The organism is Duffyella sp. Ts4 (assembly GCF_051851875.1).
GTDB lineage: Bacteria > Pseudomonadota > Gammaproteobacteria > Enterobacterales > Enterobacteriaceae > Duffyella > Duffyella gerundensis.
Genome location: NZ_JBLYPN010000002.1, coordinates 210,854 through 224,178 on the forward strand (window position 1 = coordinate 210,854; position 13,325 = coordinate 224,178).

General features: G+C 56.0%; 11 protein-coding genes. 9 read left to right on the plus strand and 2 right to left on the minus strand.

All coding sequences use genetic code 11. From position 1 onward, the window contains the following. Positions 1–82 precede the first annotated feature (82 nt). The 5 genes from ACJY2L_RS03930 (at position 83) to flgL (ending at position 5,605) form a co-directional block, all read left to right on the plus strand. Positions 83–742 (plus strand): flagellar basal body L-ring protein FlgH, encoded by a 660-nt coding sequence (locus ACJY2L_RS03930; RefSeq protein ID WP_222938570.1) that lies wholly within the window; start codon positions 83–85, stop codon positions 740–742. A gap of 9 nt (positions 743–751) precedes the next feature. Beyond that, the gene (locus tag ACJY2L_RS03935; RefSeq protein ID WP_439212985.1) at positions 752–1,861 is read left to right on the plus strand and encodes a flagellar basal body P-ring protein FlgI; all 1,110 of its coding nucleotides are present in this window, start codon (positions 752–754) and stop codon (positions 1,859–1,861) included. Then, complete coding sequence (gene flgJ / locus ACJY2L_RS03940) at positions 1,861–2,829, plus strand: flagellar assembly peptidoglycan hydrolase FlgJ (protein ID WP_439212986.1); 969 nt, start codon at positions 1,861–1,863, stop codon at positions 2,827–2,829. The genes ACJY2L_RS03935 and flgJ overlap by 1 nt, the downstream gene beginning before the upstream one ends. Positions 2,830–2,950: 121 nt before the next feature. After that, positions 2,951–4,597, plus strand: coding sequence for a flagellar hook-associated protein FlgK (gene flgK, locus ACJY2L_RS03945; RefSeq protein WP_439212987.1), 1,647 nt, complete (start codon positions 2,951–2,953; stop codon positions 4,595–4,597). Positions 4,598–4,639: 42 nt separating this feature from the next. Then, a complete protein-coding gene (flgL, locus tag ACJY2L_RS03950; protein ID WP_439212988.1) occupies positions 4,640–5,605 on the plus strand; it encodes a flagellar hook-associated protein FlgL in 966 nt (321 codons plus the stop codon). Positions 5,606–5,895: 290 nt separating this feature from the next. Here flgL and rne read toward each other — a convergent pair whose 3' ends face one another. Beyond that, complete coding sequence (gene rne / locus ACJY2L_RS03955; RefSeq protein ID WP_439212989.1) at positions 5,896–9,282, minus strand: ribonuclease E; 3,387 nt, start codon at positions 9,280–9,282, stop codon at positions 5,896–5,898. A 565-nt stretch (positions 9,283–9,847) separates the two neighbouring features. Between rne and rluC the strand changes: the two genes are divergently transcribed. After that, a complete protein-coding gene (rluC, locus tag ACJY2L_RS03960; protein ID WP_067429611.1) occupies positions 9,848–10,804 on the plus strand; it encodes a 23S rRNA pseudouridine(955/2504/2580) synthase RluC in 957 nt (318 codons plus the stop codon). Positions 10,805–10,826: 22 nt separating this feature from the next. Here rluC and ACJY2L_RS03965 read toward each other — a convergent pair whose 3' ends face one another. Then, positions 10,827–11,414, minus strand: coding sequence for a Maf family protein (locus tag ACJY2L_RS03965; RefSeq protein ID WP_187486314.1), 588 nt, complete (start codon positions 11,412–11,414; stop codon positions 10,827–10,829). A gap of 142 nt (positions 11,415–11,556) precedes the next feature. On the opposite strand from ACJY2L_RS03965, the gene yceD reads away from it, so the two are divergent. Genes yceD through plsX form a run of 3 tightly spaced genes read left to right on the plus strand, consistent with a single transcriptional unit; the run spans position 11,557 to position 13,321 of the window. Beyond that, positions 11,557–12,078 (plus strand): 23S rRNA accumulation protein YceD, encoded by a 522-nt coding sequence (gene yceD, locus ACJY2L_RS03970; protein ID WP_067429614.1) that lies wholly within the window; start codon positions 11,557–11,559, stop codon positions 12,076–12,078. 14 nt (positions 12,079–12,092) lie between these two features. Continuing rightward, the gene (rpmF, locus tag ACJY2L_RS03975; protein ID WP_067429617.1) at positions 12,093–12,263 is read left to right on the plus strand and encodes a 50S ribosomal protein L32; all 171 of its coding nucleotides are present in this window, start codon (positions 12,093–12,095) and stop codon (positions 12,261–12,263) included. A 26-nt stretch (positions 12,264–12,289) separates the two neighbouring features. Beyond that, positions 12,290–13,321 carry a phosphate acyltransferase PlsX gene (gene plsX / locus ACJY2L_RS03980; RefSeq protein ID WP_439212990.1) on the plus strand — a complete coding sequence of 344 codons (1,032 nt, stop codon included), beginning with the start codon at positions 12,290–12,292 and terminating at the stop codon, positions 13,319–13,321. The last annotated feature ends 4 nt before the right edge of the window (positions 13,322–13,325 follow it).

The following is a 13,325-nucleotide window of genomic DNA, read 5'->3' on the forward strand; positions in this document are numbered from 1 at the left end:
TTGGCCTCTATAACAGATGAACAAAGGTACTTAATCCGTGGCGAAGCATGTAACTCAAAAGCCTGGACATTGGTTGGTAGCGATGGCGCTGCTAACCCTTAACGGTTGCGCATTAGTTCCCCGTACGGCGCTGGTGGAAGGCGCGACAACGGCCCAGCCGCTGCCCGCTTCGCCGCCCGTCGTTAACGGCTCAATTTTTCAGGGCGTGATGCCGATGAACTACGGCTATCAGCCGCTGTTCGAGGATCGCCGTCCACGTAACATCGGTGACACGTTGACCATTACGCTGCAGGAAAACGTCAGCGCCAGCAAGAGCTCCTCCGCCAACGCCAGCCGCGACGGCAAGAGCACGTTTGGCCTTACCGCCGTGCCGAGCGCGCTGGATGGCCTGTTGGGTGGCAACAAAACCAACCTCGAAGGTTCGGGTACCACCGACTTCGGCGGCAAGGGTGGCGCAACGGCGAACAACACCTTTACCGGCACCATCACCGTGACCGTGATTCAGGTACTGCCAAACGGCAACCTGAAAGTGGTAGGTGAGAAACAGATTGCGATTAATCAGGGCACGGAGTTCATTCGCTTCTCCGGCATTGTTAATCCGCGCACGATTAGCGGTAGCAACACGGTGGTCTCTACCCAGGTGGCCGATGCCCGTATTGAATACGTCGGTAATGGTTATATCAATGAAGCGCAGACCATGGGTTGGCTGCAGCGCTTCTTCCTGAACATCTCACCGATGTAAGAGGTTTGCATGAAAATGAATTTTGTAACGCGTACGTTGTTCTCCCTGCTGCTGGCGTTTTCCACGCTGGCGCAGGCGGACCGCATCCGCGATTTGACCAGCGTGCAGGGCGTGCGCGACAACCAGCTGATCGGCTACGGTCTGGTGGTTGGCCTCGACGGCACCGGTGATCAGACGACACAGACGCCATTTACCACCCAGTCGCTGAACAACATGTTGTCGCAGTTGGGCATTACCGTGCCTGCGGGCACCAACATGCAGCTGAAAAACGTGGCGGCGGTGATGATCACCGCCAAGCTTCCGGCGTTTGGCCGCCAGGGACAGACCATCGACGTAGTGGTCTCTTCCATGGGTAACGCCAAAAGCCTGCGCGGCGGTACGCTGTTAATGACCCCGCTGAAAGGGGTTGATAATCAGGTCTATGCGCTGGCGCAGGGTAACATTCTGGTCGGCGGTGCGGGCGCCTCAGCCGGCGGCAGCAGCGTGCAGGTCAACCAGCTGAACGGCGGTCGTATTAGCGCCGGTGCCACCATTGAGCGTGAAATCGCCAATAACTTCGGCACACAGCAGACCCTGAACCTGCAGCTTAACCAGGAAGATTTCACCATGGCGCAGCGCATTGCTGATGCCATTAACAGCCGCGGCGGTTATGGCTCAGCGGTGCCGCTGGATGCCCGTACCGTGCAGGTGCGTGTTTCGGCTAATAACAGCTCTCAGGTGCGCCTGCTGGCGGAGATTCAGAACATTGATGTCTCGGTGCCGGTAGAAGATGCCAAAGTGATCATCAACTCACGTACCGGCTCGGTGGTAATGAACCGCGAAGTGACGCTGAACACCTGTGCTGTGGCTCAGGGCAACCTGTCAGTCACCGTAAACCAGCAGCAGAATGTCAGCCAACCTGATACGCCGCTGGCCGGTGGTCAGACGGTGGTGACGCCGCAAACACAGATCGATCTGCGTCAGGAAGGCGGCGCACTGCAACGCGTTAACGCCAGTGCCAACCTGAATAACGTGGTGCGCGCCCTGAATGCGCTGGGTGCCACGCCGATGGAACTGATGTCGATTCTGCAATCAATGCAGAGCGCGGGCTGCCTGCGCGCCAAACTGGAAATTATCTGATGAGCAATACACAAACGCTGATGAATGCGGCTTATGACAGCCGCTCACTGAACGACCTGAAACGCGATGCCAGCAAAGATCCCAACGGCAAAGCGTTACAGGTGGCGAAGCAGGTCGAAGGCATGTTTGTGCAGATGATGATGAAAAGTATGCGCGAAGCGCTGCCCAAGGATGGCCTGTTCAACAGCGACTCCACCCGCATGTACACCTCTATGTACGATCAGCAGATGGCACAGCAGATTGGCAACCGCGGGTTAGGGCTGGCGGACGTTATCGTTAAGCAGATGCAGCCAGCTGCCGAACTCGATCCGAAAGCGGGTACCGTACCGATGAAGCTCGACAACTCGGTGGTGCTTAACACGCTGACGCCGATGCCAATGAGTCAGGCACAGGTGCAGGTACAGACGCAGCTGGAGCAGACGGTGCGTCGCGCCGTACCGCGGCTGCCGGTGAAACCGCTGGGCGGTGACAGCAGCGACTTTATCGCCCAGCTGTCGCAGCCAGCGAAAATCGCCAGCGCGCAGAGCGGCATTCCTCACCACCTGATTCTGGCGCAGGCCGCGCTGGAGTCGGGCTGGGGACAACGGCAGATTCTGACCCGCGACGGCCAGCCAAGCTTCAATGTGTTTGGCATCAAAGCGGGCGGCAGCTGGCATGGCGAAACCACCGATATCATGACCACGGAATATGAGCAGGGCGCGGCGAAAAAAGTGCGCGCCTCGTTTCGCGTCTATGGCTCTTATCTCGAAGCGATCACCGATTACGTCAAGCTGCTCAGCAACAATCCGCGCTATGCCGCGGTGACCACCGCGCAGTCGGCGGAGCAGGGCGCGCAGGCGTTGCAGCAGGCGGGTTACGCCACCGATCCGAAGTATGCACAAAAGCTGGTGGGCATGATTCAGCAGTTCAAGCAGATGGGCGAGAAAGTGGTCAAAGCCTACGGCCAGGATATGGGCGATTTATTCTGATTCCCTGCTCAAGTTTTCACTGCGCAGGCCGATAAATTTAGAAGGCCAGGTGGGCGATTCGCCGACTGGCGCAACCTTTTGTTCAATGCCGGTCAACGTTGCCGACAGATAAGGAACTGAAATGTCCAGCTTGATTAACTCCGCCATGAGCGGTTTGAGCGCCGCTCAGTCAGCACTTTCTACCACCAGTAACAACATCACCAACTATACGGTGGCGGGCTACTCACGTCAGACCACTAATCTGGCACAGGCGCAGAGCACGCTCAACGGCAGCGCCTATTATGGCAACGGAGTCACAGTGACCGGTGTAACCCGCGAATATGATGAGTTCATCACCTCGCAGCTGCGTACTGCCAGCAGCCAGAGCAGCGCGGCTGCCACGCAGTACAGCCAGATTTCGAGCATTGACGATCTGTTATCGTCCTCAACGACCAATCTGTCTAAATCACTGCAAACCTTCTTTAAAAACGTCCAGGGCGTGGTCAGCAACGCGGAAGATCCTTCTGCACGTCAGACCCTGCTCAGCAATGCCAGTGGCCTGGTGAATCAGTTCCAGACCTCGGCGCAGTATTTGAATAACCTCGATAACAGCGTTAACACTGATGTGAAGGCAACGGTATCGCAGATCAATGGCTATTCCAGCCAGATTGCTAACCTGAATAAGCAGATTGCTAAGCTGCAGGCGGTTGGCGGCGGCGCAACGCCCAATGCGCTGATGGATCAACGCGACCAGATGGTGAATAGCCTGAATAAATTGGTAGGCGTGACCGTTTCTCAGCAGGACGGCAGTTATAACGTCTCGATGGCTAACGGCATGTCGCTGGTGTCGGGCAGTTCGGTGCAGTCGCTGGTGGCCATGCCTTCCAGCAGCGATCCGGCGCGGATCACCGTTGGCTACGTGGATAACGCCGCGGGCAATGTGCAGATCCCTGAGAAGTTGCTCACCAACGGCTCGCTGGGCGGTCTGCTGGCGTTCCGTTCGCAGGATCTGGACGGCGCACGCAATCAGCTCGGTCAAATTGCTGCCGCCTTTACCACCAAATTCAATGAGCAGCACGCCAAAGGTTTTGACAGCCAGGGCGATGCCGGCACTGACTTTTTTACTATCGGCGGCCCGGAAGCGCTAAATAATACCAAAAATCAGGGCACCGGCATGATGACCGCCAGCTGGAGCAACGCCTCCGCGCTACAGGCATCCAACTATACGGTGAGCCTCGATACCAATAACAACTGGAACGTGACCCGAATGTCAGATGGCGTCAGCGTGACACCAACCGTGACCAGCGGCGCCAGCGGCACTACGCTGAGCTTTGAAGGTCTGGATCTGAACATCACCGGTGATGTGAAAGCCAAAGATAGCTTCCTGGTGAAGCCGGTGGAAAAAGCCATTACCGGTATGTCGGTTGCTATTACGCGTGAATCGGAGATTGCGGCTGCCAGTGAGCCGGGCGGCAAGAGCGATAACCGCAATGCGCAGGCGCTGTTGGGCCTGCAGGATGCGAACCTGGTTAACGGCAATGCCACGCTGACGCAGGCGTATGCCGGTCTGGTGAGCATTGTCGGCAATAAAACCAGCACGCTGGAAACCGCCAGCACTACGCAGGCAAACGTGGTGACCCAGCTGAGCGACCGCCAGCAATCGGTTTCAGGCGTTAACCTCGATGAAGAATATGCCAACCTGACGCGTTATCAGCAGTACTACATGGCGAATGCCCAGGTGCTGAAGACCGCCAGTTCGCTTTTTGATGCACTGATGAGTATTCGTTAATCGGTATTGCCGCTTAACCGCACAGTTTAAGGAACCATCACCATGCGCCTTAGTACCACGATGATTTATGAACAGCAGGTTCGGGGAATTTCTGATTCTCAGTCCTCCTGGCTGAAAACCGGCGAGCAGTTGGCTACCGGCAAACGCGTTAACAATCCTTCTGACGATCCTGTCGCGGCTTCGCGGGCGGTGGTGCTGTCACAAACGCAGGCGAGGGATGCCCAGTACACCACGTCGCGCTCTTTTGCGACGCAGAGCCTGTCACTGGAAGAGAACACGCTGGCAGGCGTTACCGGTGCGGTGACCAGCGCACAGGAGCAGATCGTCCTTGGCTCCACCGGTACGCTAAGCGATGGCGATCGCGCTTCGGTTGCCACCCGTCTGGAAGGTATTCGCAATCAGCTACTCAACCTGGCAAACAGTAAAGATGGCAGCGGCCGTTATATGTTCGCCGGTTATAAAACCGACGCCGCGCCGTTTGCCGCTGACGCTACCGGCGATATTGCTTATAACGGCGGCACTAACGCTATAACGCAGAAAGTTGACGCCAGCCGCACCATGACCATAGGCCATACCGGCGACGATGTTTTCACCTCAATCCCCAGCAATGCCAAAAAAGAGCCAGACGGCAGCGCCAGTGAGACCAACCTGTTCAAAATGCTCGACAGCGCCATTAGCGCGTTGCGCACGCCGCTCGCCAGTGCCGATGATGCTACAAAGACAGCGGTTTCCGCCGCAATGGATAAAACCAACCGCGGACTAAGCAATTCGCTGAACAACGTGCTGAGCGTGCGTTCTGAAATCGGTACGCAGCTTACTGAACTGGATACGCTGGACTCTCAGGCGGGTGACCGCAGCGTGATTTATGAAGCGCAGAGGGGCAATCTGGAGGATGCAGATCCGGCTGCAACGATCTCTAAGTACACCATGCAGCAGACCGCGCTGCAGGCGGCCTATAAAACCTTTACCGATATGTCCGCATTGTCATTGTTTAAGCTGAACTCCTGAAAATAACTCTTTGAGCGTACTTTAACCGGGTGCGCTCAGTTTTTCCCGCGGTCTGCTGGTCAGCCCGCGGGATTTTTTTTGCTTAATTTTCAGGTTCGGCTCAGCGTTGCAATCAGCAAGTAGCACCACGCCGGTTGCTACAGAGAAGTGACAGGGCGAGTGGGCAGACGCCTGTCACGGCTGTATGGCAGAGCCAGCTTGTCGTATGCAGGTTATACGCAGCGCCTTAGCGTTATGCAGGCATAAAAAAAGCCCCGCCGAAGCGGGGCTTTTTAACGCGTTCAGTACGCTTACGGACGTGTCGCAGGTGCAGTCGCGTGATGCGTAGCGGAATGACCGCCAGCTGCGCCTTTGCCTTCGAAGTCGTAAGCTGGACGCTGCCAGTCGCTCTGACGCACAGGCTCTGGCTGCCAGGCCGGTGCCGGTGCTTTGGTCATCGGCGCGGTAGCGTGGAGCTTGAAGCTGGTGGCCGCAACGGCGGTGTTAACCGGCTCATCGCGGGCCGGAACCGGCGCATGCGGCTCGGTCACTACCGGTGCTTCAGTAGCGGCGACAGGCGCAGCCAGCACTTCTTCAACCTGCTGCTCAACGCGTGAGGAAACGTCAGCGGCACTCTGCTGAGCAACGTCGCTGGCGGTAGCCTGCGGCTGTTCAGCTGCTGATGCAACCGGCTGGGTTTCAGCCACCGGTGCTTCAGCGGCGGATGCGCTGTTCACATCAGCGGGCTCGGCCTGCGCGGCGATGGTCTGCGCGGTGGCTTCGTCAGCAGCGGAAATCACTGAAGGCTGCTCATTGACCGGTGCATCGATAGCGGCGGTCTCTTCAGCTGCCACGACGGGTACAAGGGTTTCAACCTGCGGCTCAGCCTGTTTTACCGGCTCAGCTTCTGCTACTGCAACCGGTAAGGCGTCAGTAGCAGGTAGCGCAACGGCTGCGGCGGTCTCTTCTGCCTGGTAATCAGGCGTGCTGTGCTGCTCAACCTGCTGAGCGGGCTCATCTGCCTGCGCAACCGGATAGCTAATCCACACTTTACCTGATGCCATTTCTGGTGAAGCGGCAGCCACGGTAACTGGCATTGGCGACTGACCAGGGTAACGCTCATCGCGATAGCGACGACGACGTTGACCACTGACACGCAGATGACGCGGTGAACGGCGTGAACGGCGTGGCATGTTCGTGCTTTCACGGTTGTCCTCGTCCTGCACGTCCGGCGTTGGCATCTCCTGCTCAGCGTCAGATGCAACTGACTCAGCGGCTGCAGTTGCAGCGGCCTCTGCTTCAGCTGCTTCAGCGGCAAGCTCGGCGGCATTAAGCACGCGAACTTTCTGGCTCAGCTGACGTGGCTTACGACGCGTCATCACCTGAACCTGCTCTTCCTGCATCGCTTCGCTATCAACGATTTCAGGTTCGGCTTCGGCAACAACCGGCTGCTGTACTTTCTCCGCATCCTGCTGCAGGCGTTTTTCTTCCTGACGACGGCGCTGGCGCTCGGCACGCTGTTCACGACGCTGCTGCTGCTGCTGCTCTTCACGCTGCTTACGCGCTTCTTCGCTCAGCGGTGCTGACGGCGTTTCATCACGGGCTTCGACCTGCGCTGGCTGTTGACGACGGCCATTACGGCGATTGTCATCACGGGCTTCACGTGGCTCACGCGCTTCGCGAGGTTCACGCGGCTCGCGTGCTTCGCGCGGTTCACGGCCTTCACGAGTCTGTTCGCCGTTGCGATCGCGCTGCATGCGCTCATTGCGGTCGCCGCGGTCGCCTCGGTCGTTGCGGTCATTACGATCGCGACGTGGATTACGACGATTGTTGTTGCGGCGCTCGGTATTGCGCTGCGGCTCGCTGCTTTCTGTTGTTGAGGCGGTAGCCACTTCTTCAGCCGCTGGCTGCTCAGCAGGTTTCGCGCTCTCTTCACTACCAAACAGCTTTTTCAGGCCGCCCATCAGGCGACTCATAAAGCCACCCTGATGTGTGCTGGCAGGTGCAGCCGATTTTTGTGGCTCAGCAACCACAACCGCTGGCGCCGGGGCTTCAGTGACCGCAGGCGCTTCAACCGGCGCAGGCGGTGCATCAGACATCACAAACGCGGCCAGAGCCGGTTGCTCCGGACGACGACGCTCAGCGTGCTCTTCATCTGACGGCATCGCCATTTCGGCTTCATGTAGCTTCGGCAGGTGATAGCTAAGGGTCTGTGTCTCTTCGCCTTTACGCACGCGCAGTACAGAATAGTGCGGGGTTTGCATCTGGTCGTTTGGCACGATAATCGCGCGCACGCCGCCCTGACGCTTCTCAATGGCGCTTACTGCGTCACGCTTTTCATTCAGCAGGTAAGAGGCAACCTGAACCGGGACAATAGCGTGAACTTCTTTGGTGTTCTCCTTCAGCGCTTCTTCTTCAATCAGGCGCAGAATCGAGAGCGACAGCGATTCGTTGTCACGAATGGTGCCGGTGCCGCTACAGCGTGGGCAAACATGGTGACTGGATTCGCCCAGCGACGGGCTGAGACGCTGACGTGACATCTCCAGCAGGCCGAAACGTGAGATGTGGCCGATCTGAATACGGGCACGATCCTGGCGAACCGCTTCACGCAGGCGATTTTCCACCGCGCGTTGATGGCGAACCGGCGTCATGTCGATGTAGTCGATTACGATCAGGCCGCCAAGGTCACGCAAACGCAGCTGGCGAGCAATTTCGTCGGCTGCTTCCAGGTTGGTATTAAAGGCGGTCTCTTCGATATCGCCGCCGCGGGTAGCACGCGCGGAGTTGATGTCGATAGCGGTTAACGCTTCGGTGGTGTCGATAACGATTGAGCCACCTGATGGCAGGCGCACTTCACGCTGGAAGGCGGACTCAATCTGCGACTCAATTTGATAGTGGCTGAACAGCGGAATTTCACCGGTGTAGAGTTTGATTTTGCTGCTGAAATCGGGGCGGCCCAGCGCGGCAATATGCTGGCGAGCCAGTTCGAGCACTTTTGGGTTATCGATCAGGATTTCGCCGATGTCCTGGCGCAGATAATCACGGAAGGCACGGACAATCACGTTGCTTTCCTGATGGATCAGGAAGGGCGCTGGACGGCTCTCGGCCGCTTTTTTGATCGCTTCCCAGTGCTTCATACGGAAGCTGAGGTCCCACTGCAGCGCTTCGGCTGATTTGCCGACGCCCGCGGTGCGCACGATCAAACCCATGCCTTCAGGCAGTTCCAGGGCGGAGAGCGCTTCTTTCAATTCGGTGCGATCGTCACCTTCGATACGGCGTGAAATACCGCCAGCACGAGGATTATTAGGCATCAGAACCAGATAACTGCCTGCCAGGCTGATAAAGGTGGTTAAGGCCGCGCCTTTATTACCACGTTCTTCTTTATCGATCTGAACAATAACTTCCTGACCTTCACGCAGCACGTCTTTGATATTTGGACGGCCATGGGCGTTGTAGTTAGCAGGGAAGTAATCGCGGGAAATCTCTTTTAAAGGCAGGAAGCCGTGACGCTCAGCGCCGTAATCAACAAACGCGGCTTCAAGGCTGGGTTCAATGCGGGTGATTTTACCTTTGTAGATGTTGGCTTTTTTCTGTTCGTGCCCTGGACTTTCGATATCCAGATCGTAGAGACGTTGTCCATCAACCAGTGCGACCCGCAACTCTTCCTGCTGAGTTGCGTTAATTAACATTCTTTTCATCGTAACTTACTCGTTATTCTTACATGAGTGACAAAGCTACGGGCATGGTAACGCTGGACGAGAGTAAACCGGTGGCCCCGTGTCTCATTGCAAGGCCGTCAACCTCACGGTTGTCGCCAGCTCCAGGGGCGCAAAATCGGCAGCCTGCTTTTTAAGTTAAAAAAACAGCGCTTCTGAGGGAAAGGCTACTGAACTGCACCAGAAAAAGCATATCCCGTCTAATCGTCCAGGCTGCAACCCGCAGCCCGCTAAGTGCCTGATTTAACATTACGTCTTACGCCATTGCTGCGTGTATGTTCAATCCGGCTAAATTATTATTTCGCTATTATCTTCGCTCTTAATTGCGAGCGAAAAGCATTAGCATTATTCCATTGCTAACCTTGTTATAGCAAGGTGACTTTTATCGGTATGTGAAGTTTATTGCTGCTTAATGCACTTATTTTGCAGGGCTTTCCCGCAAACCGCATAAAATCCGGGCTTTTATCAGGCGTGACGCCAACCAGGAAAAAGCTCAAGCCAGAAAAAGAGGTGGCGCTCTGCACGGTCCCTATTTAGAATCGCCGCCATGAAAACGAATCCTCCCGCGGTACAAATCGTTGCTATTTCTGCTGATGAAGCAGGGCAGCGTATCGATAACTTTTTGCGCACTCAGTTAAAAGGTGTGCCCAAAAGCATGATTTATCGCATTTTGCGTAAAGGCGAAGTGCGGGTGAATAAAAAACGCATCAAACCTGAATATAAGCTGGTGGCGGGCGACGAAATTCGCATTCCACCGGTTCGGGTTGCCGAACGTGATGAGCAGACCGTTTCGCCGAAGCTGGCGAAAGTGGCCTCGCTGGCCGACGCTATCCTTTATGAGGATGACTGGATTCTGGTGATGAACAAGCCTTCCGGCACCGCGGTGCATGGTGGCAGCGGATTGAGCTTTGGTGTCATTGAAGGCTTGCGTGCGCTGCGTCCTGAAGCGCGTTTCCTTGAGCTGGTGCATCGCCTTGATCGCGACACTTCTGGCGTGCTGCTGGTGGCAAAAAAACGCTCGGCGCTGCGTTCCCTGCATGAGCAACTGCGTGAGAAGGGCATGCAGAAGGATTATCTGGCGCTGGTCCGCGGCAGCTGGCCGTCGCATTTGAAAGTGGTACAGGCGCCGCTGCTGAAAAATATTTTACAAAGCGGCGAACGCGTGGTGCGGGTGAACAGCGAAGGTAAGCCTTCAGAAACACGCTTTAAAGTGGAAGAGCGCTATGCGCATGCCACGCTGGTGAAAGCGAGTCCGGTTACCGGCAGAACGCATCAGATTCGTGTCCATACGCTGCATGCCGGTCATCCCATCGCTTTTGATGACCGTTATGGTGAACAGGAGTTTGATCGCCAACTGGCCACTACCGGTCTGAATCGGCTTTTTCTGCATGCCGCCGCGCTGACGTTTACCCATCCTAACAGTGGTGAAGTCATGCGTATGGAAGCGCCGCTCGATGAGCGCCTGAAGCAGTGCCTGAAAGTATTACGCCAGCAGGCACAGTAATGAGCAGGGGCTGCGGCCCCGCTTAATCGTTTAATAACGGATTAATGCCCACCTCACGCAGTAGTTCACCCAACGCAATCAGCGGCAGTCCAATCAGCGTATTCGGGTCACGCCCTTCAAGCTTTTCAAATAACGCAATGCCCAGACCTTCACATTTAAAACTACCTGCGCACTGCAACGGTTGCTCTTTACGGACGTAGCCAGCAATTTCTGCCGCTGACAACGCGCGAAAATGCACGGTAAAGGGTTCACAGATGACCTTATAGCGGTGCGTAGCAGCATGGCTGATGGCCAGGCCAGTATAAAAGGTGATCGCCTGCCCGCTGGCATCAGCCAGCTGCTGACGCGCACGCGCCTCGCTATGCGGTTTACCGATGATGCGGCCATTGATCACACAAACCTGATCGGAACCGATGATCCAGTGATCGGGATAGGTCGCCGCCAGCGCCTGCGATTTGGCCAACGCCAGACGCTGCACCAGCGCAGCCGCGGTTTCGTCGGGGAAGGGCGTTTCATCCACCTCGGGCGCAGCACATATAAAAGGCAGCTCGAGTTTAGCTAATAGCGCCTTGCGAAATGGCGAAGTTGAAGCAAGTATTAATGGTGTCATCTTTTTTTCACGAATATATAGCGTATCGGGTAAAGGCATTTTAAACTGTGCGCCGCACCGGATGCGAATATTGGCTGAAAGATGCTGTTTAACGGCCTTTTTCTTTGACTCTCTAACGTTACAAAGTTAATATGCGCGCCCTATGCAAAAGGTAAAATTACCCCTGACACTTGATCCGGTTCGCACCGCTCAAAAACGCCTCGATTATCAAGGCATTTACACCTCTCAACAGGTGGAGCGTGTTGCCGACTCAGTTGTTAGTGTGGACAGTGATGTGGAATGTGACATGACATTCGCGGTGGACAATCAACGTCTGGCCGTTCTGAAAGGAACTGCTGATGTGGATGTCACGCTGTCTTGTCAGCGCTGTAATCAGCCTTTCGCACATCATGTTCACGTCTCGTATTGTTTCAGTCCTGTCGTCACCGACGAACAGGCAGAAGCACTGCCGGAAGCGTACGAACCGATTGAGGTCAACGAGTTTGGTGAAATCAATCTGTTGGCAACGGTTGAGGATGAAATTATTCTCGCCCTGCCGGTCGTTCCGGTTCATGATTCTGAACACTGTGAAGTGTCCGACGCGGACATGGTTTTTGGCAAACTGCCTGCAGAGGCGGAAAAACCAAATCCATTTGCCGTATTAGCCAGTTTAAAGCGTAAGTAATAGGAGTAAGGTCCATGGCCGTACAACAGAATAAACCAACCCGTTCAAAACGTGGCATGCGTCGTTCGCACGATGCTCTGACCACCGCCGCTCTTTCCGTAGACAAAGTTTCAGGCGAAACTCATCTGCGTCACCACATCACTGCGGATGGTTACTACCGCGGTCGCAAGGTTATCGCTAAGTAATACTTGCGGCTTCGCAAGGCGATACTTTGACACGTTTGACCCTGGCTATCGACGCCATGGGCGGGGACTTCGGTCCTTGCGTGACGGTGCCTGCTGCATTGCAGGCACTGGCCTCTCATACGCAGCTGTATCTTCTTCTGGTCGGCAATCCCGACAACATCACGCCATTACTCGCTAAAGCTGATTCTGCCATTTTGGCGCGTCTGCGGGTTATTCCTGCCGAATCGGTTATCGCCAGTGATGCCAAACCTGCTCAGGCTGTACGTCAAAGCCGCGGTAGCTCTATGCGTATTGCGCTGGAGCTGGTGAAAGAGGGGCAGGCCGCCGCCTGCGTCAGCGCCGGAAATACCGGTGCGCTGATGGGGCTGGCAAAAATGATTTTAAAGCCGCTGGAAGGAATTGATCGTCCGGCGTTGATGTCGGTGCTTCCTCATCAACATCATGGCAAAACCGTTGTGCTCGATTTGGGCGCCAACGTCGGTTCTGACAGCGAAATGCTGGTACAGTTTGCCGTGATGGGCGCAGTCATGGCCGAAGAAGTACTGGCCATTACACAGCCGCGCGTGGCGCTGCTTAACATTGGCCAGGAAGAGACCAAAGGGCTGGAGAGCATTCGTGCCGCCGCGGAGGTACTCAAAACGGCACCCGGCATCAATTATGTCGGCTATCTGGAAGGCAACGATTTGCTGACCGGTAAATGTGACGTTCTGGTCTGTGATGGTTTCATCGGCAACGTCACGTTGAAAACCATGGAAGGCGTTGTGCGCATGTTTCTTTCGCTGCTGAAGTCGCGCGAAGGCGAAAAACGGGCGTGGTGGGCAAAATGGCTTGGGCGCTGGATTAAACGGCGTCTGATGGCGCGTTTTGGCCACCTTAACCCCGATCGGTATAATGGCGCTTGCCTGTTAGGATTGCGCGGGACGGTGATTAAAAGCCACGGCGCTGCGAATCAGCAGGCGTTCGCCGTTGCTATTGAACAGGCAGAGCAGGCGGTGCGTGGGCAGCTTCCGGACAGGATTGCCGCGCGCCTGAAAGCGGTATTAGTCAGGAGTGATTAAGCGT

What these genes read in the sequence shown, in the direction of transcription:
- flgJ (WP_439212986.1), top strand. Translation starts at nt 1,861, where the DNA reads ATGAGCAATACACAAACGCTGATGAATGCGGCTTATGACAGCCGCTCA.
- yceD (WP_067429614.1), top strand. Translation starts at nt 11,557, where the DNA reads ATGCAAAAGGTAAAATTACCCCTGACACTTGATCCGGTTCGCACCGCT.
- rluC (WP_067429611.1), top strand. Translation starts at nt 9,848, where the DNA reads ATGAAAACGAATCCTCCCGCGGTACAAATCGTTGCTATTTCTGCTGAT.
- ACJY2L_RS03965 (WP_187486314.1), bottom strand. Translation starts at nt 11,414, where the DNA reads ATGACACCATTAATACTTGCTTCAACTTCGCCATTTCGCAAGGCGCTA.
- ACJY2L_RS03935 (WP_439212985.1), top strand. Translation starts at nt 752, where the DNA reads ATGAAAATGAATTTTGTAACGCGTACGTTGTTCTCCCTGCTGCTGGCG.
- rpmF (WP_067429617.1), top strand. Translation starts at nt 12,093, where the DNA reads ATGGCCGTACAACAGAATAAACCAACCCGTTCAAAACGTGGCATGCGT.
- flgL (WP_439212988.1), top strand. Translation starts at nt 4,640, where the DNA reads ATGCGCCTTAGTACCACGATGATTTATGAACAGCAGGTTCGGGGAATT.
- rne (WP_439212989.1), bottom strand. Translation starts at nt 9,282, where the DNA reads ATGAAAAGAATGTTAATTAACGCAACTCAGCAGGAAGAGTTGCGGGTC.
- ACJY2L_RS03930 (WP_222938570.1), top strand. Translation starts at nt 83, where the DNA reads ATGGCGCTGCTAACCCTTAACGGTTGCGCATTAGTTCCCCGTACGGCG.
- flgK (WP_439212987.1), top strand. Translation starts at nt 2,951, where the DNA reads ATGTCCAGCTTGATTAACTCCGCCATGAGCGGTTTGAGCGCCGCTCAG.